General features: G+C 39.4%; 20 protein-coding genes. 10 read left to right on the forward strand and 10 right to left on the reverse strand.

What is annotated here, in order from left to right:
- The first annotated feature begins 5 nt into the window (after nucleotides 1-5).
- The 4 genes from PING_RS04755 to PING_RS04770 all read left to right on the forward strand — a co-directional run bounded on the left by PING_RS04755 (nucleotide 6) and on the right by PING_RS04770 (nucleotide 4,538).
- The gene (locus PING_RS04755) at nucleotides 6-944 is read left to right on the forward strand and encodes a hypothetical protein (protein WP_011769309.1); all 939 of its coding nucleotides are present in this window, start codon (nucleotides 6-8) and stop codon (nucleotides 942-944) included.
- A gap of 12 nt (nucleotides 945-956) precedes the next feature.
- A complete protein-coding gene (locus PING_RS04760; RefSeq protein WP_011769310.1) occupies nucleotides 957-1,856 on the forward strand; it encodes a DUF350 domain-containing protein in 900 nt (299 codons plus the stop codon).
- Nucleotides 1,857-1,947: 91 nt separating this feature from the next.
- On the forward strand, nucleotides 1,948-3,660 hold the full coding sequence (locus PING_RS04765) for a polyamine aminopropyltransferase (protein WP_011769311.1): 1,713 nt from the start codon (nucleotides 1,948-1,950) through the stop codon (nucleotides 3,658-3,660).
- A gap of 116 nt (nucleotides 3,661-3,776) precedes the next feature.
- Nucleotides 3,777-4,538 carry a DeoR/GlpR family DNA-binding transcription regulator gene (locus tag PING_RS04770; protein ID WP_011769312.1) on the forward strand — a complete coding sequence of 254 codons (762 nt, stop codon included), beginning with the start codon at nucleotides 3,777-3,779 and terminating at the stop codon, nucleotides 4,536-4,538.
- Nucleotides 4,539-4,631: 93 nt separating this feature from the next.
- Here the strand turns inward: PING_RS04770 and ychF are convergent, their stop codons facing one another.
- The 8 genes from ychF to nadK form a co-directional block, all read right to left on the reverse strand.
- Nucleotides 4,632-5,723, reverse strand: a complete 1,092-nt coding sequence (gene ychF / locus PING_RS04775; RefSeq protein WP_011769313.1) for a redox-regulated ATPase YchF — start codon at nucleotides 5,721-5,723, stop codon at nucleotides 4,632-4,634.
- Between the two features lie 52 nt (nucleotides 5,724-5,775).
- Entirely contained in the window at nucleotides 5,776-6,369 is a 594-nt protein-coding gene (gene pth, locus PING_RS04780; protein ID WP_011769314.1) for an aminoacyl-tRNA hydrolase, read from the reverse strand.
- 2 nt (nucleotides 6,370-6,371) lie between these two features.
- Nucleotides 6,372-6,983 (reverse strand): 50S ribosomal protein L25/general stress protein Ctc, encoded by a 612-nt coding sequence (locus tag PING_RS04785; protein ID WP_011769315.1) that lies wholly within the window; start codon nucleotides 6,981-6,983, stop codon nucleotides 6,372-6,374.
- 281 nt (nucleotides 6,984-7,264) lie between these two features.
- Nucleotides 7,265-8,209, reverse strand: coding sequence for a ribose-phosphate pyrophosphokinase (locus tag PING_RS04790; protein ID WP_011769316.1), 945 nt, complete (start codon nucleotides 8,207-8,209; stop codon nucleotides 7,265-7,267).
- Between the two features lie 94 nt (nucleotides 8,210-8,303).
- Nucleotides 8,304-9,158 (reverse strand): 4-(cytidine 5'-diphospho)-2-C-methyl-D-erythritol kinase, encoded by an 855-nt coding sequence (ispE, locus tag PING_RS04795; protein ID WP_011769317.1) that lies wholly within the window; start codon nucleotides 9,156-9,158, stop codon nucleotides 8,304-8,306.
- 382 nt (nucleotides 9,159-9,540) lie between these two features.
- Nucleotides 9,541-10,152: a lipoprotein insertase outer membrane protein LolB gene (gene lolB, locus PING_RS04800; protein ID WP_011769318.1), complete on the reverse strand. Its 612-nt coding sequence runs from the start codon at nucleotides 10,150-10,152 to the stop codon at nucleotides 9,541-9,543.
- A 439-nt stretch (nucleotides 10,153-10,591) separates the two neighbouring features.
- Nucleotides 10,592-12,268: a DNA repair protein RecN gene (gene recN / locus PING_RS04805; RefSeq protein WP_011769319.1), complete on the reverse strand. Its 1,677-nt coding sequence runs from the start codon at nucleotides 12,266-12,268 to the stop codon at nucleotides 10,592-10,594.
- A 114-nt stretch (nucleotides 12,269-12,382) separates the two neighbouring features.
- Entirely contained in the window at nucleotides 12,383-13,282 is a 900-nt protein-coding gene (gene nadK / locus PING_RS04810) for an NAD(+) kinase (RefSeq protein ID WP_011769320.1), read from the reverse strand.
- Nucleotides 13,283-13,497: 215 nt separating this feature from the next.
- Between nadK and grpE the strand changes: the two genes are divergently transcribed.
- The 4 genes from grpE (at nucleotide 13,498) to PING_RS04830 (ending at nucleotide 18,686) form a co-directional block, all read left to right on the forward strand.
- Nucleotides 13,498-14,118 carry a nucleotide exchange factor GrpE gene (gene grpE, locus PING_RS04815; RefSeq protein WP_011769321.1) on the forward strand — a complete coding sequence of 207 codons (621 nt, stop codon included), beginning with the start codon at nucleotides 13,498-13,500 and terminating at the stop codon, nucleotides 14,116-14,118.
- Nucleotides 14,119-14,339: 221 nt separating this feature from the next.
- Nucleotides 14,340-16,262 carry a molecular chaperone DnaK gene (gene dnaK / locus PING_RS04820; protein ID WP_011769322.1) on the forward strand — a complete coding sequence of 641 codons (1,923 nt, stop codon included), beginning with the start codon at nucleotides 14,340-14,342 and terminating at the stop codon, nucleotides 16,260-16,262.
- A 128-nt stretch (nucleotides 16,263-16,390) separates the two neighbouring features.
- Nucleotides 16,391-17,524 carry a molecular chaperone DnaJ gene (gene dnaJ, locus PING_RS04825; protein WP_011769323.1) on the forward strand — a complete coding sequence of 378 codons (1,134 nt, stop codon included), beginning with the start codon at nucleotides 16,391-16,393 and terminating at the stop codon, nucleotides 17,522-17,524.
- A 541-nt stretch (nucleotides 17,525-18,065) separates the two neighbouring features.
- Nucleotides 18,066-18,686: an FKBP-type peptidyl-prolyl cis-trans isomerase gene (locus PING_RS04830; protein WP_011769324.1), complete on the forward strand. Its 621-nt coding sequence runs from the start codon at nucleotides 18,066-18,068 to the stop codon at nucleotides 18,684-18,686.
- A gap of 110 nt (nucleotides 18,687-18,796) precedes the next feature.
- Here PING_RS04830 and mtnN read toward each other — a convergent pair whose 3' ends face one another.
- Nucleotides 18,797-19,492, reverse strand: coding sequence for a 5'-methylthioadenosine/S-adenosylhomocysteine nucleosidase (gene mtnN / locus PING_RS04835; RefSeq protein ID WP_011769325.1), 696 nt, complete (start codon nucleotides 19,490-19,492; stop codon nucleotides 18,797-18,799).
- A 145-nt stretch (nucleotides 19,493-19,637) separates the two neighbouring features.
- Between mtnN and tyrS the strand changes: the two genes are divergently transcribed.
- On the forward strand, nucleotides 19,638-20,909 hold the full coding sequence (tyrS, locus tag PING_RS04840; RefSeq protein WP_011769326.1) for a tyrosine--tRNA ligase: 1,272 nt from the start codon (nucleotides 19,638-19,640) through the stop codon (nucleotides 20,907-20,909).
- Between the two features lie 5 nt (nucleotides 20,910-20,914).
- Nucleotides 20,915-21,586 (forward strand): hypothetical protein, encoded by a 672-nt coding sequence (locus tag PING_RS04845; protein WP_011769327.1) that lies wholly within the window; start codon nucleotides 20,915-20,917, stop codon nucleotides 21,584-21,586.
- 905 nt (nucleotides 21,587-22,491) lie between these two features.
- Here PING_RS04845 and folE2 read toward each other — a convergent pair.
- Complete coding sequence (gene folE2, locus PING_RS04850) at nucleotides 22,492-23,412, reverse strand: GTP cyclohydrolase FolE2 (protein WP_011769328.1); 921 nt, start codon at nucleotides 23,410-23,412, stop codon at nucleotides 22,492-22,494.
- Nucleotides 23,413-23,660: the final 248 nt, after the last annotated feature.

Here is a 23,660-nt window from a genome sequence, read left to right on the forward strand (position 1 = left end):
ACGCAATGAAAACTAACATGTTATTTATTTTAGGGCTGAGTTTTTTGCTTCTCGCCTGCGGAGACGAGCGTCCCGAAAAACTTCAGGCTAATACTCGAACAGCCGAATATTTAACAACTAATCTGGGCGAAAATCTTGATACAAAGGCATTAGCTAATGCGGCTATTTTAAGTGAATATGCAAGACTGTTAAGTGAAGATAAACCGCAACTTAAACCTTTATTAACTGCATTAAGTCGTGATGCAACGCGCCAAGGGCCTATGTATCAAGGTCTGCTGCAGCGTTTAAAAACCCTTAAAGAGCAGCCTCAGGTACTGGGCGATATTGAGGCGCAGCTATTTGAAAGTGAAAATCTTATTGCAGCATCGGATCCGGCTTTATTTAATGATGCCTTATCGGATCCCATTAATGTGATTGCTGATCTGTCCCAAGGAGAATTAGCCCGGGTTAATGCCATCAGCAAGCAGCAGAGTCTGCAGGCAAATGCGGCTGCAGATAATGGCGCTGGCAGTCAGTTAGTGGGTAATCCCGGTTACGGGCAATGGCAAACTAATAGTGGCGGTACCTCATTTTGGCAGTGGTATGGCATGTACTCCATGTTTTCAGCTCTTTCCCCAAACCGCACTCGCTATGATAGCTGGTCATCACGCCGAGATTACAGTTATTATAATGATGTAGGCCGTAACCGTTATACCTCACCACAACAAGTAAAATCTCAGGATAATTTAGCCGCCAGAACCAAAAAAAAATTTGCCAATAAGGGCGGTTTTCGAAGCCCCTATGCAAAATCTAAAACGGGGGCAAGCCGTATGTCGACTTCCAGTCGTCAGGCGCAGCAAACAACCTCTTTTGCGGGAAAGTCTAGTTACTCAAAAGCAAAGTCATCGAGCAGTTTTAGAAATAGCAAAACAACGACCTCTCGCGGTATAAGTCGCGGAAAATAAGGCTAAAAAAATATGAATGAATTAATGGCAACATTAGAGCAAAACGGCAGTTTGGTCATTTACTTATTAATTGATATGGCAGTTGCGATTCTTTTATTAGGCGGAATTCGTTATACCATGGGGTTTATCGGTAATATTAACACCAAAAATGAGTTAGCGATAAATGACAACTTTGCCTACGGTATCAGTCTTGCGGGTAGCGTGGCGGCCATGGGCATTGCCTTAAGTGGCGCCATTACGGGAGAGTTGGCCGGCTCCTATTCGGTCGAGCTAATAGGCATGCTAACCTACGGATTGATTGGATTATTATTGATCAAAGCGGGACGATATATTCACGATAAATTTGCCTTACCTGATTTTGATAAACAGGAGCAAATTCTACAAAGAAATATTCCTGTTGGGCTGGTCGATGCTGCTTCAGTTATTGCTACTGCGATTGTAGTCCGTGCCGCACTGCTGTGGGCCGAGGGATTGGGGATTAAAACCTTTGTCGCCATTTTCTGTGCGTGGATAATTTCACAAATTATGCTGGTTATGATTACTCGAATCTTTGAATGGCGATTTTCTCAAAATAATGCTATTAGCTTTCAGACAACCTTAGAAAAAGGGCATATGGCTTTAGCTATTCGTTACTCCGGGTATTTGATTTCAACTGCCATGTCAGTCACTGCGGCAAGTTATTTTGTGGTCTACGATGCGCAATCTGTATGGGCAGGTATAACACAATGGACAATTATGAGTGTTATTTTGATGTTGGCATTAACATTATTAACCACCGTTGCTAAGTTTATCGTCCTGTGGGGAATAAACCGCCGCGAAGAGGTGGAAGATCAGGATAATATTGGTATTGCCACGGTCGAGTTGACCACCTCTTTTGCCATCGCATTATTACTGATGGCATTAATGGCCTGAGCAACGAACCGACAGCTGACAGCTTTCAGCTAAGCGCTTATTTAATTGGTCATCTTTTGATGGCCTTTTTTTATCCCCGTTAGAGAAAAATATGGTCCAGGCAAAAAAAATAAAACTGCTTATCGATGACAGCCTGCTGATATTAATCATGGCAGTACTGGCTTGCTGTGGTCTGATTTATGAGTATTTACTTTCTCATTATTCAGCACGTATTCTTGGTAGTGTTGAAACGGTTATTTATGCGATTATTGGTATTATGATTGTATCAATGGGGTTAGGCGCCTTTGCCGCCAAAAAAGTTTCCAATGCCTTTCAAGGTTTTGTTATTTTAGAATTAGCCGTTGCTTTAATCGGTTGTTGTGCGACTCTGTTTATCGCCTCGATCATCGGGTTTGGGCAGACATTACCGCATCTGTTGGCTGAAACCTATCAAATCCCGATGGACACACGACCAGAGGGAGGAATGATTGCCCAACTCAACTGGTTGAGCATACAATTACCTTACTTTTTTGCATTTCTTCTTGGCTTTTTGATTGGCATGGAAATACCGCTGATTGCGCGAATTCGTGAAACCGTATACGGGCATCATTTAGCCCATAATGCGGGGACTATTTACGGGGCTGATTATATCGGAGCGGGTTTTGGTGCCGCGATTTGGGTATTGTTTATGCTGCGTATTGAAATCAGCCAGGCTGCAGCACTCACCGCTTCTCTCAATTTAGTGGCAGGGTTTGTTTTTCTGCTACGCTTTAAGCACTACTTAAGGCACATTAAAAAACTATTATTAGGGCATGGCTTGTTAGCTATTTTAGTGCTTTTGGTTTTCCAATATGGCGGCAGTTGGCAACAGAAAATGCAAAACCTTTTGTATCAAGATAAGGTGGTTTACCAAACCCAAACACCTTATCAAAATTTAGTGTTTACGCAGCGCAATTTAGGTGGAAATCTTGAGCCCATTTTCAACTTTTATATTAATGGGCGCTTACAATTCTCCAGCCTGGATGAAAAAATTTACCATGAGTTTTTAGTTCATCCTGCAATGCAGGCGGCGGCACGGCAAAATAAGATATTGATTATTGGTGGGGGTGACGGTTTGGCATTGCGCGAGGTCTTAAAATGGCAGCCTGAGAAGGTCACTTTAATTGATTTGGATGCGCAGTTAGTTGAATTGTTTAAATCTCCTCAAGCTGTATTACCCGCTTATTTAGCAAAGAAAATTAGCGCGTTAACCGAAAACAGCTTTAATGATAAACGTGTCACTGTTATTAATGATGATGCATTTATAACCATTGATAAGTTATTACAGCGCAAAAAAATGTTTGATGTGATTATTATTGACCTGCCGGATCCAAGCCACCCTGATTTAAATAAGCTCTACAGTGTTAATTTTTATTACCGGCTCAATAATTTGTTAAATGGGGATGGCGTGATAGCGATCCAGTCTACATCGCCCTTTCATGCTAAAAATGCTTTTATCTCAATTGCTAAAACTCTAAAAGAAGCTAAATTTCCCTTTGTGGAACAATACCATCAAAATGTGCCTTCATTTGGTGAGTGGGGCTGGACCATTTCTACAAAATTGGGTGCCAGTGTCAGTAAACGTTTACAAAATGCACCATCATTGTCAGTGCCAACAAGCTGGTTAACTCTGCCTTTATTAAAAAGTGCTTTTGTTTTTAATAAAGGTTTTTATGATGATATCAATAGTATTAAAGTAAATTATTTAGGATCTAATCAACTCTACCGATACCATCAGCGAGCATGGGAAAGAGAGACTGAGTTGCCACCGTCAAATGCCGATTGATGGCATGGATAACAGACACTTATTTAACATGGAGCAGCGAGCATCAAGCGCTCTATTGACCTGAATATTAGCGTTAAATTAAGTAAGATTAGGAAATAAAATGCGAAGGATAGAAGATGTTACAACAAGAAAGGCATGAAAAAATATTGGATTTGATCAGCCAATTAGGCCGGGTTTATGCGGCCGGATTAAGTCAAAGCCTGCAGGTATCCGAAGATACAATCCGTCGTGATTTAAAACAATTAGATGAGCTTAAAAAGTTGCGCAGGGTGCATGGTGGTGCATTGCCGCTGCAGCAGGAATTTCAAGAGTATCGCGATCGGCAGGATGAAGTTGATCCGTTAAAAAAGCGTGTCGCGTTAGCTGCAATTCCCTTTATTAAAGCGCATCAAACTATATTGATTGACTCAGGAACGACTTGTTTGCAATTGGCGATGAATTTGCCAACTGATTTTAATTTTACTGTGGTCACACCAAGCCCCTTAGTTGCGACTAAATTAATGCATCATAATAATATAGAGTTAATTTTATTAGGCGGTAAAGTGTCTAAATCAGCGGTGATGGCGCTTGGGGCGACAACCAATGCCATGCTTAGGAAAATTCATTTTGATGTCTGTTTCTTAGGTGTTTACGCGCTGCATCCAAGTCAGGGTTTGACCATTAACCGTTTAGATGAAGCTGAAACATTAGCCGCGATAATTGAACAATCTGAGTTGGTTATTAGTTTAGGATCTTCATTGAAACTAGGGAAGGTGGGAACCTATAAAATTTGTAACAGTAATAAATTGGATGTGCTGGTGACAGATTCAGAATCGAATCCGAAGGTATTGAAATTATTACAAACTAAAGGTGTAAAAATAACGCTTTGCGCTGATTAGTTAAAGCGTAATAACAATAATAAAATACTTTTAAAGGTAATATAAAAAAGGCAACAGAAGTTGCCTTTTAAAGATAAATGCTAAGGTTAAATGTTAAACATTAAAGCGGAAATGTATTACATCACCATCTTTAGTTACGTAGTTTTTACCTTCCAAGCGCCATTTACCGGCTTCTTTAGCACCTGCTTCACCTTTACATTCAACAAAATCATCATAGGCTATTACTTCTGCACGGATAAAACCACGCTCAAAATCAGTGTGGATAACACCAGCTGCCTGTGGTGCTGTTGCACCGACTTTAACTGTCCAGGCGCGCACTTCTTTAACACCGGCTGTAAAGTAGGTCTGTAGATGCAATAATTGATAGCCGCTATTGATAACGCGGTTTAAGCCAGCTTCTTCCTGACCTATGCCTTCGAGAAACTCTTTTTTATCTTCTTCATCAAGCTCAGCGATTTCAGATTCTATTGAAGCACAAACAGCGACGACCACTGAACCTTCTTTTTCTGCTATTTCACGAACAATATCTAAATAGGGGTTATTTTCAAAACCATCTTCACTGACATTGGCAATGTACATGGTCGGTTTGCCGGTCAGAAAGTTAAGGTAGGCAACCGCTGCTTTTTCCTCTACCGTTAATTCAAGCCCGCGTACTAAACCGTCAGCTTCAAGATGCGCTTTTATTTTTTCCAACACCGGTACTTCAAATTTGGCATCTTTGTCGCCACTTTTGGCTTTTTTGGTGAGACGTAAAAGGATACGATCACAACTGTCTAAATCGGCCAATGCCAGTTCGGTATTGATAATGTCAATATCGTCTTTAGGATCGATTTTACCCGCGACGTGAACAACGTTGTCATCTTGGAAGCAGCGCACAACGTGCCCAATGGCATCGGTTTCACGGATGTTCGCGAGAAACTTATTACCCAGTCCTTCACCTTTAGAGGCGCCTTCAACTAAACCTGCAATATCAACAAATTCCATTGTTGTTGGTAAAACGCGCTGCGGATTAACAATTTCAGCTAGTTTATCGAGGCGATGATCCGGTACCGGCACGATACCCGTATTAGGCTCAATCGTACAAAATGGAAAGTTAGCAGCTTCAATGCCCGCTTTTGTTAACGCGTTAAATAATGTTGATTTACCAACATTGGGTAAGCCTACTATGCCACATTTGAAACCCATGATTTATATCCTATTTTGTTAGTTGTGTGTTAATTGCGGGGTGTTAAGCGGATTATTTTTCTGCTTTAAAACTATGTAAGCGATTCATCGCTTTTTCCAGTCCGTCCTGCCCTAAAATATGGGTACAACGTGCTGCTTCATCAATACTTTGGTCAATCAAGTTTTGTTCACTACTCGGCGCTTTACCGAGCACATAACCACTGACTCTGTTTTTATCACCGGGGTGACCTATGCCAATACGCAGACGATAAAAATTTTTATCATTACCCAGTTTTTGGATAATATCTTTTAAACCGTTATGTCCACCATGACCACCACCCAATTTAAACTTCGCTATACCAGGAAGCAGATCCAGCTCATCGTGTGCAATGAGGATTTCTTCAGGTTTAATGCGATAAAAATTTGCCATCGCAGCAACTGCTTTTCCACTGAGGTTCATAAAGGTAGTTGGAACAAGAAGACGCAGGTCATTACCGGCAAATTGAATTCTTCCCGTTAGACCATAAAATTTTGGTTCAGCTTTAAGTTGGATATTTTCTTGAGAGGCGAGTTGGCTTACATACCACTGTCCGGCATTGTGTCTAGTTTGCGCATATTCTGGGCCTGGATTAGCCAGGCCCACAAGCAATTTAATAGTAATTGACACTATTATTCAGCAGTTTCAGCTTCTATTTCTTCAGCAGGTGCTTTTTTAGAAAGTGCAATTGAAACCATAGGAAGGTCATGTTCTTCACCTTTATTTAGTTCAACAGACTCAACACCAGCAGGAAGTGTGATATTAGAAAGGTGTAATGTATCACCAATTTCCATTGTAGAGATATCTACTTCAATGAATGAAGGAAGATCTTTAGGTAGACATAAGACTTCAACTTCGTTAATTGTACGGTAAACTATGCCGCCATTTTTAATCGCTTCTGAAAGGCCTTCGTTGATGAAGTGCAGAGGAACCGTTGTGTGAAGTTTATGTTTTGCATCAACGCGCAGTAGATCTAAATGTTGAATGCGCGCTTTAAAAGCATGACGCTGTAGATCTTTAAGAACGACTTGCTCAGAAACACCATCTATTTCTAGATCTAATACTGAAGAGTAGAACGCTTCAATGCCTTCTGCTTTAATGATGTCTTTATGTGTAAAAGTAAGAGAAACGGCTTCTTTATCAGCTCCGTATACTATTGCTGGTACTAGATCCGCATGACGTAGGCGGCGGCTCGCACCTTTCCCTAGGTCTGTACGGGTTGTTGCTGTTAATTTAATAGACATGGTATAACTCCAATAGTGAGGATACTGTTATAAAGTTCCTCAAATTTAAAATAGGTCTCATCTTGCGACCAGACAAAACCACCTTACCGGCAGCTTTAAGCTGCAGATAAAAAAGGCGCGCCATAATAGCGCGCCATCATAATTTTGTACAACATTAAAACTAATTCCGAGCACAAAAAACGCTTTCCGGTAAAACAGTAAAGTGTTTTTTGTGTTCAAAGACAATTAACAAAAGTTAAAAGGGTTACTTAACCGCCATTAACAGCGGAAGATGACCGAGATTAGTGAAACATTGCAGAGATTGATTCTTCGTTACTGACGCGACGAATTGCTTCAGCCAGCATGCCACTTAATGTTAACTGCTTAACTTTACCCGTTGCAATAATTTCTGCTGAAAGCGGAATTGAGTCAGTAACAATGAATTCATCAATAACAGAGTTTTTGATGTTTTCAGCGGCTTTTCCAGAGAAGACCGCATGTGTCGCATAAGCGTAAACAGAGCTTGCACCGCGCTCTTTAAGTGCTAAAGCTGCCTGGCATAATGTACCGCCGGTATCTATCATATCATCAACGATAATACAGTTACGTCCTTCAACATCACCAATCAAGTGCATTACTTGCGCAACGTTTGCTTTTGGACGACGTTTGTCGATGATCGCCAAATCGGCATCATCGAGTAATTTAGCATGTGCACGCGCACGAACAACACCGCCAATATCAGGGGACACAATCATTGGGTTATCCAGTTTCTTCTCTAACATATCTTCAAGAAGTACTGAGCTGCCGAATACATTATCAACCGGCACATCAAAAAATCCTTGGATTTGCTCTGCATGCAGGTCAACGGTCAATACACGGTCTACACCAACATTTGATAGGAAATCTGCAACCACTTTTGCAGTGATCGGAACACGACTTGAGCGAACTCTACGGTCTTGACGGGCATAACCAAAGTATGGAATAACGGCAGTAATACGTCCGGCTGATGCACGACGAAGTGCGTCAATCATAACGATTAATTCCATTAAATTATCATTGGTGGGAGCACATGTAGACTGTACGATAAAAATATCATCACCGCGTACGTTCTCATTAATTTGTACGTGGATCTCTCCATCGCTAAAGCGCCCAACATCCGCGCTTCCTAGTTTAACGAAAAGACGCTCTGCAACTTTCTTGGCTAGATCGGGTGTCGCGTTACCTGCAAATAGTTTCATATTTGGCACTGTGAGGACCTCTGTAATCCTAAGGGGTGTGTGTCAAAAAGCAATAATGCTGATTAACATTTGTTATTAATTACCTTAATGCAATTAATAAATTTTATTTAAGTGTTGCTAATAATTCATTTAATGGCGAATTATTTAATCCTTTTGCGGTCAATGCTGCTAACCAGTCAGGAGTATTATGTAACACAATTTCAGCTTCATTAATACTGTTAAATGTGCTAAAAACACATGCACCAGTGCCAGTCAATTGAGTTGGCGCATATTCTATCAACCACTCTATAACCTTGGCAACCTTAGGATAATTTTTTTTCACATAGGGCTGGCAGTCGTTCAGCCAATTTTGATTTATTAACTGTAAATGGGTTCTTTTTTTGGTATTGCGAATGAGATTTTTTGCCTGAAAAACGGCGGCTGTTGAAATATGGCAATCGGGTACAGCAATCAGATAACTCCGCTCTGCGGGGTAAGCCGGGGTTAATTTTTCACCTATACCTTCTGCTATCGCGGCTTTGCCAAAGATAAAAACAGGTACGTCCGCGCCCAATAAAACGCCTATTTCTGCCAATTTATCTTTTGTTAAATTGATGTTCCATTGATGATTTAATGCAACCAGTGTTGTTGCTGCATCGGATGAACCTCCACCTAAGCCTCCGCCCATCGGTAAATTCTTTTCCAGAGTAATATGTGCCCCATTATTTGCTGCCGTATGGGTTTTTAATATCATCGCCGCTTTATAGATTAGGTTATTTTCTAATGCCAACCCTTCGATGTTTGGCGTAAGCGTTATTTTTCCAGAGAGATTAGGCGTGATAGTTAAATAATCACATAGATCGATAAATTGGAATAGGGTTTGTAATTCATGGTAACCATCTTCCCGTTGGCCCGTTATATATAAGAATAAGTTCAGTTTAGCAGGAGCAGGCCAACGAATAGTTTCATTATGTATCATGGGTTATCTCTCTATTTGAAAATTATTATCGTTGAGGAGGTTATTTTAAAGACAAGATAGTAGCGATTTATGGTTTATAAAGACAGCTCAGAAGATGATAATACCAAAAGAGCTAAAAAGATGATTATCCTTACTGGTTAAAATTATCCCTAACTGTGTTGTGAGTTTTATTCAGAACGTCCTGTTCTTCACCACTTTGTGTTCAGTTAAAGCTGTTCAAAATCGTTCCATACGATTTTGTGAAGGAGAATAACGATCGAATGCAACTCACGTCTTGTTAGTATTAATTTTTCCTTCCCAATCATTGATCACTTCATTAATTCTTTTGGTATAAGTTATAACGACTGTTTTAGTCTGCAGATACCGAGGTTCCAGCTCTTATTTAAAATATTTCAGTTTTCTCTAATAGCCATTTTTGGATTGCAAATTTTATAAGTAAATCCTGACGTGTAAGCTTTAACTGGTGGGGCAGGCTTATTTCCTGAACCGTTTTATAATCTTGGTAATTGGCAGACCAGTTCTCATTTTTGTTATCTTGCCCGGTCAGGCTCACTAACTGATTATTTTCATTAAGCTGATAAACAGCACCAATCGGATTGCCTTTAATCCATTGTTGTAAAACTTCTACGGGTAACTCAATCCCTGACAATCGAGTCATTAGTGTCTGCGTATTTTTACCAAAATAAATTTTACCTTGATCGTCAATTATTCGAGTGCTCAGTGCTGTCTTTTTGACATCTAAAATAGTCGATCCTAGAAAGCTGGTTAATGTAATATGAAAATTGTCGCCGCTTTGCTGCCAGTAAATATTCAGGCTATGACGGTTTTCAGGTGTAATAATGGCTATTTTTCCGCGCAGAGACCAATCGGTTAAGTCATTAAGCTGTTGTTGATGTGCTGCCCAATCCGCAGTCTTGGTTGCGGGAGGTGTTGGTCTTTGCGCACAACCAACAAGTATTAGAAGAAAAAAGAGGCAGGGAAGGAATGTTTTCATGTTTAATAAAACCACTTAGGTAAATAAATAGGTAAATAAATAATACTAACCAGTCATAAAAATAAAGACAGGTTTATTTTTATTTAAAAACAAAGCGAGCAAAGCGTTTTATTTAAAAAAAGATAATAAAGCACAAAAAACTTATCTTTATAATATAATCAATTCTGCCAGACTAATTTCTAATAACCATTCAAAAGTGATTGCTGCAGAGAGAGTAAAAATTATTTTCATGCGGAGACGGAAATATTAACTGTATCATTGATTTACACGCCTACGCATTCACGTAGATTGTTTAAAATAGGCAGAGATATCGCTTGATAGTTCAATATGCCGTTGTTTTACCTGCACCTTTATTTAAAAAATAATTTTAGACCAAAAGGCAGCGAAACAACACTGCCTGGTCAAGCACACAAGCACACAAGCACACAAGCATATTGATTTATTGAACTAATAATTCCTGTGCATTCGCTAATGTGTGTTCAGTGATACGGTCTCCGCCTAATAACCTTGCTAATTCACTGATACGATCTTCAGGATTTAGTTTAAACATAGTGGTATTCGTGGTTTTACCATCACTTTGTTTATTAACAAACATCTGTTGATGACCATTACCTGCTACTTGCGGTAAATGCGTCACACAAAATATTTGCGTATTCTCACCCAGACTACGTAATGATTTCCCAACGACGGTCGCTGTCGCGCCACTGATCCCTGCATCAACTTCATCAAAAATCAGTGTTGGTGTAGAAACGCGTTGGCTAATGATTACTTGAATGGCCAAACCAATACGCGATAATTCACCTCCTGAAGCGACTTTACCTAAATCCTGTAGGGGTTGTCCTGCGTTTGTTGCTACTTTAAATTCAATACTGTCTATCCCCAAGGGACTCAATGTATTGCGACTTGCTTGGGTTAAGGATACTTCGAATATTCCCTCTTCCATATTAAGTTGTTGGATACTTGCGGTGATCTTTTTACTTAACTTTTTACTGTAACGAAAACGGCTTTGACTGAGTTTATTTGCCTGCTGGAAATAATTGAGTTCAGCCTCTTCTAAGTCGATAATAAGTTGTTCTATTTGCGCATTACAATCATTTAACGCTTGGTATTCTTTGTTTAATTTTTGGTGATGCTCGAAAAGAAACTCAGGTTGAACTTGGTGCTTACGGGCTAAAGATAACGCTTCACTCATGCGCGTTTCTAATTGTTGGAAATGTTCAGGATCAAGTTCTAAGTTGTCACTAAAATGACGCAGTTCATAACTGGCATCTTCGATTGGGATAATGGCTTCCTGTAAGCTTTCAAGAATAGCCCTTAGTGAAGGATCGTTATCTACCTGATGCTCAAGTGCAGAAACCGTTTTACGCAATAGGCTCAAGGCATCAAACTCTTCTCCTTCGCTTAACTGTGAAAGGCTAATTTGGCACATGGTTAATAAAGCACCGCTATTGGCTAAACGTTTATGCTCCTGCTCTATCTCTTGAAACTCATCTTCAGCGAGCGCAAAGGCATCTAACTCTTCAATTTGGTATTCAAGCAACTGTTTGCTAGCCTGTTTTTCTTGCTGATTAAGTTGTTGCTGCTTGAGTTGCTTATTAAGGAAGTGCCAGCCTTGATAGGTATCTTTCACTTTTTGTAATAATAGATGATGTCCTGCATATTCATCGACAACAGAAAGTTGAATATCATTTTTCAGAAGGCTTTGGTGGGCGTGCTGACCGTGAATATTAACCAGTAATTGTCCCAGACTTTTAAGCTGTGAGAGCGGGACTGGGGTGCCATTAATATAAGCGCGCGAACGGCCTTCTTTGGTAATAATTCGGCGTAATAAACACTCCGCATTATCACTTGGGGAATCTTCAAGATCGTTTTTTTTTAACCAGCTTTTTGCGTGAGGGGTATCATTTAAGGTAAAACGGGCATTCACTTCAGCCTGTTCAGTGCCAACCCTTATCATATTGGCATCGGCGCGATCACCAAGGCACAAACCCAGCGCGTCAATAGCAATGGATTTACCAGCACCGGTTTCACCTGTGATGGTCGTCATGCCTTGGTGAAATTCTAATTCTAAAAATTGAACAATGGCAAAATGTTGAATAGTTAAGTGGCTAAGCATAATTTACATCCCAAAGACTGAGTATTAACACTGTTTATTTGCACAGTCTAATACTGTTTTTTTAAACAGTAAAGATGAGATGTGTTGAATTTTCTTCTATTTTTTTCTGACCAGTTAATAAAGCTTATTGCCCCACCCCAATTTATTTTGTAAGACATGGAAATAGTTATAGTTTTTTGGGTGAACTAATTTTAATTGATCTTGGCTTTTTTTGATTATTATTTCATCCCCAGGTAGAACGGATAAATTTACATGGCTGTCACAGCTTATTTGCATTTCACTTTTATTCGATTGTGCAATTTTCAAACGCACACAACTATTAGCGTCAATAACAATGGGGCGGCTATTTAATGTATGGGGGAACATAGGTAACAGACTAATGGCATCTAAATTTGGCGTTAAAATTGGGCCACCCCCTGATAGAGAGTATGCTGTTGAACCCGTTGGTGTTGCAATAATTAGACCGTCAGCGCGTTGATTCAACATGAAGTCATCGTTTACATAGACTTCAAATTCAAGCATATGCGCAATTTTATCTGGATGTAAAACAGCTTCATTAACTGCAGTATTGGAGCTTTTCATATCGCCATGGCGATGTACTTGCGCTTCTAATAAAAAACGTTTTTCTATTTGGTAATTACCTAATAATACTTGCTCTAATGGCTGCTCAAAATTATCCGGATCAAGATCCGTTAAAAAGCCTAAGTTACCCCGGTTTACACCAATAACAGCAATGTCAAAACGTGACAATACACGGGCAGCGCCAAGCATGTAACCATCTCCACCTATCACTATCGCTAAATCACAACGGCTTCCGATACCAACCAAGTCCGCGCGGTCGAATCCATTCATAGGAAGTTCATCGGCGATGCGCTGATCAACGACCAGCTTTACGCCTTTAGCTTTCAAAAAACGATATAAAGCTAATAATGTCAGTTTAGCATCGGGATGTTGAGTTTTGGCAATCAAACCAATCGTTTTAAATTCAATTAAATTGTCGTGCTGGGCACCCATAGAGTTCCTTTATTAGTTAATATTATAGTTAAAGGATAACCTGATATAATGTTCTAGCAGTAATTATTTTCTTTCAGGTCAATTTGTTACGATTTATTGGTCGCTAAAGAGGAGAATAATTTATTCATATCCTCACAACAGGCTTGAAACTATAATTGTAATCCCCATAATAGAGTATATAAAAATTTAAATCTTTAATTGATTAGGATAAAAGCATGACGGAAGACAAAAAAACTATTCCAGAAGAACAAGTTGAAGCTGAGCAAGTTGTAGTAGAAGAAGTTGAAGCCGAGCTAGTTGAAAATGATGAATCTGCACAACCACAAGAAGAGGCTGAAGCCTCTAACGAAGACTTAAATATGATTGAAGTACTGAATAAAAAATTAGCACTTGCAGAGCAACAGATTGTCGATCAGCAGGCTGATGTTGCCCGTGCCCAAGCTGATGTGGTAAATGCACGTCGGATTGCCGCTCAAGATGTTCAGAAAGCACACAAATTTGCACTGGTTAAATTTGCTGATGGTTTATTACCCGTGATCGACAGTTTAGAAATGGCGATTAGCCACGCCGACAAAGAAGATGAAACGCTAAAACCTATGATTGAAGGCGTTGAATTAACACTAAAATCTATGCTTGATACAGTCGACAAGTTTGGCTTAAAAGTGATTGATCCAAAAGATGAAGCTTTTGACCCTGAAAAACACCAAGCGATGAGCATGCGCGCAGTCCCTGATGTAGCGCCTAATCAAGTTATTGCTGTTATGCAAAAAGGGTATGAATTAAATGGCCGTGTTATTCGTCCGGCAATGGTCATGGTGTCTAAGGCTGAGGACTAATTATACTTTTTTGGCTGGTCAATGAAAAGTGCTGCAAAGCGCTTTTTCACGGGTAATAAAAAATAATAAAAATACATTTTTTTTGATGCTAGCCCTTGAAAGTAAAAAATAGTACCTCATATATAAGACAATTAAAGTGGCACAGTATTTTACAATGAAATTAAATACTGTGTCTGCTTACTAAACAACACAAAACATAAATAAGTTTGGAGAAGAGTAAAATGGGCAAAATAATCGGTATTGATTTAGGTACAACAAATTCATGTGTATCTGTACTTGTTGGTGGCGTAGCAAAAATCATCGAAAATGCAGAAGGTGAACGTACAACACCTTCAATCATCGCTTACACTGAAGGTGAAACTTTAGTTGGACAACCTGCAAAACGTCAGTCGGTCACTAACCCTCAAAATACTCTTTTTGCGATTAAACGTTTAATCGGTCGTCGTTATGAAGATGAAGAAGTACAACGTGATATCAAAATCATGCCTTACAAAATTGTTAAAGCTGACAATGGTGATGCATGGGTAGAAGCGCACGGCAACAAAATGGCACCGCCACAAATCTCTGCTGAAGTTTTGAAAAAAATGAAAAAAACAGCTGAAGACTATTTAGGCGAGAAAGTGACTGGCGCAGTAATCACTGTACCTGCATATTTCAACGATGCGCAACGTCAAGCAACTAAAGATGCTGGTCGAATTGCGGGTCTTGAAGTTAAACGTATTATCAATGAGCCAACGGCTGCTGCATTTGCATACGGTGTCGACAGTTCTAAAGGCGACAGTGTTATTGCTGTATACGACCTAGGTGGTGGTACTTTTGATATCTCAATCATTGAAATTGATGAAGTAGATGGCGAAAAAACCTTCGAAGTATTATCAACAAATGGTGATACTCACTTAGGTGGTGAAGACTTTGATAACCGTTTAATCAACTTTTTAGTGGCTGAATTCAAAACACAACAAGGTTTTGATTTAACCAATGATCCGCTTGCAATGCAACGTGTTAAAGAAGCAGCTGAAAAAGCAAAAATTGAACTGTCAAGTGCACAACAAACAGATATCAACCTGCCTTACATCACAGCGGATCAATCTGGTCCTAAACATTTAAATATCAAGATCACTCGTGCTAAATTAGAGTCTCTTGTTGAAGATATGGTTAAATCAACGCTTGAACCTTTACGTATCGCTTTGAAAGATGCAGATTTATCTGTTGCTGATATCGATGATGTTATTTTGGTTGGTGGTCAAACACGTATGCCACTTGTACAAAAATTGGTTACTGAGTTCTTTGGTAAAGAAGCGCGTAAAGATGTTAACCCTGATGAAGCTGTTGCTATGGGCGCGGCAATTCAAGGCGCGGTACTTTCTGGTGAGAAAACGGACGTATTATTATTAGATGTTACGCCTTTATCATTAGGTATCGAAACAATGGGCGGTGTTTTAACTAAAGTTATTGATAAAAATACCACTATCCCAACTAAACAATCACAAACATTCTCCACAGCTGAAGATAACCAAAGCGCAGTAACGATTCATATTTTACAAGGTGAACGTAAACGTGCTACTGACAATAAATCTCTTGGTCAATTTAACCTTGAAGGTATCCGCAAAGCAAGTCGTGGAACTCCTCAAATTGAAGTGACATTTGATATGGATGCCGATGGTATTTTACATGTATCTGCTCAAGATAAAGACACTAAGCAAGAGCAAAAAATAACTATTAAATCTAGTTCAGGTCTTTCCGAAGAAGAAGTTGAAAAAATGGTTAATGATGCGGAAGCAAATGCCGAAGCAGATAAGAAATTTGAAGAAGTAGTAAAAGCACGTAACCAAGCTGACGCAATAGTTCATACAACACGTAAGCAAATTGAAGAAGCGGGTGATGCGTTGCCAGCCGATGAAAAAGAAAAAATCGAAGCTGCACTTAAAGAGCTTGATGAAGCGACTAAAGGTGAAGATAAAGATATTATTGAAGCTAAAACGACCGCCGTTGCTGAAGCTTCAGAAAAACTGATGGAAATTGTACAACAAAAAGCACAGGCAGCAGAAGCCGGAGGCGAGGAACAGCCTAAAGAAAAAACCAAGGAAGAAGATGACATTGTTGATGCTGAGTTTGAAGAAGTAAAAAAAGACGATAAAAAATAATTAGGAAAACTAATTAAGTTATAATCGTTTTAATGGCACGCGGGTTATAGATTTTTCTATAATCCGCGTGTTTGTTTTATACATATAGCCAAGTAGTTTGGTTATAAATTGACATTTTGAGAAAAGATATGGCAAAACGTGATTGTTATGAAGTACTTGGCATAAGCCGTGATGCGACAGAAAAAGAAGTTAAAAAAGCGTATAAACGTTTGGCAATGAAATACCACCCAGACAGAACCAGTGGTAATGATGAACTTGAAGTCAAATTCAAAGAAGTTAAAGAAGCTTACGAAATTCTTAATGATTCACAAAAAAAAGCAGCCTATGATCAATATGGACATGATGGTGTAAACCAGCAGGGACGTGGTGGATTTGACAATTCTGATTTTGGTGACCAGTTTGGTGATATCTTTGGTGATATTTTTGGAGGCGGTCGTCGCGGTGGTGGCGGTGGTGGACAACGTCCGCAGCAGGGATCAGATCTTCGCTATAACATGGAATTAACGCTTGAAGAAGCTGTTAGAGGTATTTCCAAAGAGATTCAAATTCCTACTCAGGTCCATTGTGAACAGTGTAATGGCTCGGGTGCTAAGAAAGGCACAGAAGCAAAAACTTGTGGTACGTGTTATGGGCAAGGACAAGTGCAGATGCGTCAGGGGTTTTTTGCTGTCAATCAAGCCTGTCCGACATGTCGTGGCCAGGGAAAAATTATCAGTGATCCATGCCATAAATGTCACGGTCATGGTCGTTACGAACGCAGTAAAAACATGTCTGTTAAAATCCCAGCTGGTGTTGATACCGGCGATCGCATTCGTTTAAGTGGTGAAGGTGAAGCGGGCGAACATGGCGGCCCTGCTGGTGACTTATATGTGCAAATGAATGTGCTTCCGCACCATGTGTTTGAACGTGACGGCAACAATCTCCATTGTGAAGTGCCAATTAGTTTTACAGAGGCTGCATTAGGGAGCGAAATTGAAGTACCTACACTTGATGGTCGCGTAAAGCTTAAAATTCCTGCTGAAACGCAAACAGGACGTGTTTTTCGTATGCGTAACAAAGGTGTTAAATCAGTGCGCAGTCATGCGACGGGTGATTTAATGTGCAAAGTGATGGTCGAAACACCAGTTAAATTATCGAGTAAACAGCGCGACTTATTAAAAGAGTTTGAAACTTTATGTTCATCAAGTTCTACCAAACATAAGCCAAAGTCAGAAGGTTTTTTAACCAGCATCAAAACCTTTTTTGATGATTTAAGCAGTTAATGCAGTTAAATTATTAACTATTATTATTAATGCCTCCTGACTGGAGGCATTTTTTTTGGCTTCCAGCGGCAGTGATTTTCTATTCGGTTATAATTTAGTCGCCTGAGATAAAACACTGTCTTAGTCTCTGTTATTCATCTCTATGTGGCCAACTGAAGCCATTTACCACTTATTTATGCAATTAGAACAACCCGTTACCGTAGCAATGTATTGCTTTGAAGTGTTTACCTGCACCTAAATAGATTGCCTAATGAGTGGGACTAGCAGATCAAATTTAAAAAAATCATTCCACACCCCTTTAAAACGAAATTAAGTACCCCATATCTTTATTAGGGTGTGCTTCATTTGAATCTAAGTGGTTTTATTATATCCGCCTGACAGCTTATAAATACTGAGATTGCAATAAATTGCATTGCTTGATAACTGACTGTCATTTAATAGGATATAACGAAAGCTGCGAGCAAATGGAACAGAGCCATTTATTAAGTCACCATATATGATAGAATTAAGCAAATACATTCAATAAATTAAGAGAATAAATATGTCTGAACTACAGCTAAACACTCAAGAAAAACAAGCAAGTTACGGTATCGGTCTACAAATGGGAGAGCAACTTGCTGCTAATCCTTTTGACGGTTTAGAAATCTCTGCTATTTCTGCAGGAATCTCAGACGCATTTGCCGGCGCTGAAAGCCAAGTATCTCGCGAAGATTTACAAACTGCTTTTGAAGTTATCTCTGGACGTATGCAAGCCGCTGCTGCTGAGCAAGCAGAAGTATTGGGTGCAGCTGGTGCAGCTTACCTTGCTGAAAATGCAGCTAAAGAAGGTGTGACAGTGACTGAATCTGGACTTCATTATGAAGTCATCACGCTAGGTGAAGGTGAAAAACCGACTGCTGAATCTACTGTTAGTGTTCATTACCACGGAACGTTGACTGACGGTACTGTATTTGACAGTTCTGTTGAACGTGGCGAACCTGCTGAATTCCCTATTGGTGGTGTTATTGCTGGTTGGACTGAGGCATTACAACTTATGCCTGTTGGTTCAAAATTCAAATTAGCTGTTCCTGCAGATCTTGCCTATGGCGAGCGTGGCGCTGGCGCTGCAATTGGACCACATGCTACATTAGTATTTGAAGTTGAATTATTAGCTATTAAATAATTTACTTGCCTACTGTCATAAGTAGGACATGAAAATATTAAAGCCCTTCTCTGGTAACAGATTAGGGCTTTTTTTATATGTATAATAAAGCGAATAAAAAACAGTAAAAACTAGTTTAAGTTATTGATAATTTCTTCAACAAGTATTGATGCATTTTTAGCAGCAATCGGCAGGTATTGCTCAAAGGATAATTCTGATTTTTTACCGGCAATATCCGAGAGTGAACGGATGATCACAAAAGGCACTTTAAACTGGTAACAAACCTGTGCAATGGCCGCAGCTTCCATTTCACATGCCGCCATTGTTGGGAAATTATGACGTGCTATTTCAGCTTTTGTTGGATCCGCCATAAAAATATCACCCGTACAGATTAATCCCTGAATGGTTTTTAAATGGGTAATCGTTTCAGCGGCTTTTTGTGCTGCGAAAATCAGATTTTTATCTGCTGGAAAAGCGGCAGGCAATTGCGCCATTTGGCCAATTTCATAACCAAATGCAGTTAAATCGACATCATGAAAACGTACTTCTGTTGATATCACAATGTCGCCTACATTAAGCGTTGTATCGTAACCCCCAGCGGAACCCGTATTAATTACCTGACCTGGATTAAATCTTTCCAGTAACAGTGTCGTTGCCACGGCAGCAGCAACTTTACCTATGCCTGATTTGGTTAAGATAACCTGTTTACCATTTAATTCACCCTGGTAAAATTCACAACCTGCAATGATCGTTGTTTCCATGTTATTTAACTTCGCTTTAAGGATGCTGACTTCTTCATCCATCGCACCAATAATGCCTATTTTCATCTGTTCTGCTCTTTGTCATTAAAAAATAATGCTAATGCTAACATAAAGTGCCTTATATCGGCACTCTATGGTTTTTTTGTGTCTCTTAAATGTGTAATATCTTGAGCATAAAATATTGGATTCTTAATGATCAGGAAGTAAATAAATGAATGCTCTACTTGAAGATTTACAAGCGCGAGGTTTAATCGCGCAAATGACTGCAGATGAAGAATTACATGAACATTTATCAAGTGGCTGCAAAACACTTTATTGTGGATTTGATCCGACGGCAGACAGCCTGCATATCGGAAGTTTAGTGCCACTCGTCACATTGAAACGTTTCCAGGACGCGGGTCATAAGCCATTAGCTTTGGTCGGTGGCGCAACCGGATTGATTGGTGATCCAAGCTTTAAAGCGGTGGAACGTAAATTAAATACTGATGATGTTGTTGCAGATTGGGCGGAAAAAATCAAAGGGCAAGTCAGTGCTTTTATCGAATTTGGTGATCGGGAAAATTCAGCAGAGGTTGTTAATAACCTTGATTGGATTGGCAAAATGGATACTATTTCCTTTTTGCGTGATGTGGGTAAACATTTTAGTGTTAATGCCATGATTCAAAAAGAATCTGTTAAACAGCGTATTGATCGTGATGGTTCGGGTATGTCATTTACTGAATTTACCTATATGTTATTACAATCTTATGATTTTGCAGCTTTAAATAAAGCTAATGGTTGTTCACTGCAGATTGGTGGCTCAGATCAATGGGGTAATATAACCGGCGGTATTGATTTAACACGGCGCATGAATCAAGAAAAAGTATTTGGTTTGACGCTACCTTTAGTCACTAAATCTGACGGCACAAAATTTGGTAAGACAGAAGCAGGCACTATCTGGCTTGATGCCGCAAAAACATCGCCTTATGCATTCTTCCAATTCTGGATAACAACATTAGATGCGGATGTTTACAAATTTCTTCATTATTTTACTTTCTTATCTGTTGAAGAAATTGCTGCGATTGAAGAAAATGATAAAACCATTCAAGGCCGTCCTGAAGGGCAAAATATTTTGGCGCAGCAAGTTACAAAGATGGTTCATGGTGAACAAGGTTTAGGCTCAGCACAACGTATTACCGAAGCCCTGTTTTCTGGTGATTTAAGCGCATTAGATGAATCGGATCTGGCACAACTTGCGCAGGATGGTTTACCTGCAACCTTTGTTGAAGGGACAGAAAAACCATTAGTTGAATTATTGACCAGTTGTGAGCTTGCTAAATCGAATAAAATGGCGCGAGAATTTATTAAAAATGGTGCGGTCAGTATTAATGGCGAAAAACAAACCGATAGTGAAGTCATTTTACAAAAATTAGATGCGTTATTTGGTAAATATACTGTGATTAAGCGTGGTAAACGCTTGTTCAATTTATTTATATGGAGATAAGTGAGATGTTGAAGATTAAAAAAATAAAGCTATTAAGTAGCGCCTTCTTTTGTATTTTTGTAGGTCAAGCCGTGGCGCAACAGCCGGCGCAAACTAAATATCGTAGTGTGGATTTTGCAGATCCTACTGCGGTTTACTCCAAGGCCGGTATTGGCGCTGGAACTGAGGGAGTTGATGTATTTGGATCATTTGCCGGTTATTTAGGCTGGCAAATGAAACATCAGTTAACACTGGAAGCAAAACATGATTTAGATTATTACAATCTGAATTATATGGTTTTCAACAGCCGTAATAATAGCGGTTTTTTACTTGATAGCACTTGGAGTTACGATTATAAAGGACAGTCCGTTGATAAAACGGCTTTCGGTGTAATTAAAAAAGTGCCATTAAAAAATAAGAAAATTACTCTCTATCCCGCCATGAAGCTTGGCATGATGTGGGGCAATAATATTAGCACTACCACCTATTTAGACGTTGAAATGGCTGCACGTTATGCCGTCTCGGATCTATTTTGGATTGGCGCTACGCCACGATATCTTTATGCACTAAAAGGTGCCAACGTTAAGGAATTTAAAGGCACCGTCGATATAGGTTATGAGTTAGCTGAAAATGTAGGCATTGAGGCTCATTTGGATGAGAATGCTGAATTTTGGGCTAACTTTACTTTAGCTTTTTAGCGTAAAAATATGTATCAAAAAGCTACTGTGTATCCCAATACGGTTAGGTTGAGCAATTATAAGCTTATATTTTAACGGATATCTTGATGGTATATAAAGCACTGAACGTGGAAACGTTCGGTGTTTTTTTTTTAGGCAGAATCCAAAGGGTACTAATAGCACAGTAAATTAAATTGTGATTTTAATTAAAAGGTGTGAATATCCATTTAAATCAACAGTTGAAGTATTTATGCTTTTTTACAATATGATCATTTAATTATTTCTTTTGTTGTTAATGAAGGTAGCCACGCGTGGAATATTTTTATCCGCTATCTAGAGAGAGTGCAAATACTCTGTTCAAGAGATTGAATCTAGATGGTAAGTTAATTAATGGAATGGTTATCGGTAGGGTGCATTCTATGCACCGCAGACAGCGGCAATGGGAGCTAAAGCGCACCCTACTATCTATACGCTGCTAGTAAGCTTCAATTTAATGGCTGAAGTTGACTCAGGCTGGTATGACGCAGCAATGGCAGGCGCGGTACATTAATCTAATATGGGAGTCTAACCCCCCATATATACCCATGTTACTTTAAGATGCTTTGTCAGGCGCAAGTTCGGAGACCAGAGCAAGACGCAACATGACCTTTCGAGCGATTAACTGCGTTAATCCTCTAGCGGTAGATGTAAATGCAAGCATTTATATCTTAAATGGTTATTCCCTTTCCGATTGGTGCAACACAGCGCTGGTTTTCGAGCTGGCGCCCCGTAGGGCAAGCAAAATTGTACCAATCTGCGTTGTTATAAAATCTCTCTGTAGAATAACTAGACTTCAATTTTATGCCTAGCATCTCGGCACAATTTTCCTTGCTGACTTTGCATCTTGAAGTATCATGGGTATAAAGGTGCAATACTCGACTTATATTTTAAGCCAAGTAACCACCTTCAATACCTTTCGTTGTCATTGCCACAGCATCATGGGCATGTAAGCTTTCATAATGGTTTACACGTAACCAAAAATCATCAAATTTAGTTTCTTGGTGGAGCGAGTGTTGTAGGTGTCTCGCGGCGTCCTCACAAAACATTAAATTCTGACCGTTTAAAAGAGCAAATTCTTGCTCATCTTCTCTTTTTACTGCTGCTTGTACGGGCGTTTTTAGGGTCTTTTCAATTAAATCAATTAACTCAATAATAGGGAAAGATTGGTTTAATGAATTTAGTTTAACTTTTACCTCAACAATACTGCGTTGGCTATGCGGGGTGGCAACAATGCCTTTTGTGGAGCCCAACCATGCAAATATCTCCTCTTTATTAACTTCAGTTTGTTGGTCATATTTTTGAGAAAAAGCTTGCTGGATAAGTTGCCTTGCTAACGCAGCAGAACAAGGGCAAGTAGAGGAATAGGGTACGTTTACTTGCAGCTCAACTTCAAAGTTACCCTCGGACAGTCGTCCGATAATAATGACAGGGTAAGCCTTCCAGCCCCGTTTTTCGCTAATTAATGACTTACGACGTAGATGATAGTCAAATGAAAATTTAACAAAAGCGCGCTGACTTAATTCATGATGGCTGGTGATAAAACCCTGGAGTAAAGCCGTTAATGTACTGATATTTAATTCAGACTCTGTCGAAAGTTCATCAAGTTGGAGATATAAGCGAGACATATGAATGCCTTTTGCTTGTGCGTCACCAAGATTAACAAATACTTCGGCATTTGCACTGACTTGCTGTGGAGGGCAATCATCAGTTTGAACCATAAGAGGTAACTCAATATTACTCATTCCAACCCGATCTAGTTTACCTTCAGTTTGAGCTTGTGCACTATTTGCGATATCTGGCATTGCCATTAGAAAAAACTCCAGTAAACATGCAACAGCATGTATTAAAATATAGAAATTAAAAGCGAGCATTATAGACTTGTTACGCAGAATTAAAAACCATGAAATGAAAAGGATTACTTTAATGACCAAAAACAAGGCGTGTTTTGATAAATTATGTCTGTTTTAATTCGGTGCTGAGTCTGTTATTTATCTTCAGTTTGTAAACAAGTTTATGTTGTGATTGTGCTTACGCTGAAAAGGAAAGCATTACTTGA

Source organism: Psychromonas ingrahamii 37 (assembly GCF_000015285.1).
GTDB classification, from domain to species: domain Bacteria; phylum Pseudomonadota; class Gammaproteobacteria; order Enterobacterales; family Psychromonadaceae; genus Psychromonas; species Psychromonas ingrahamii.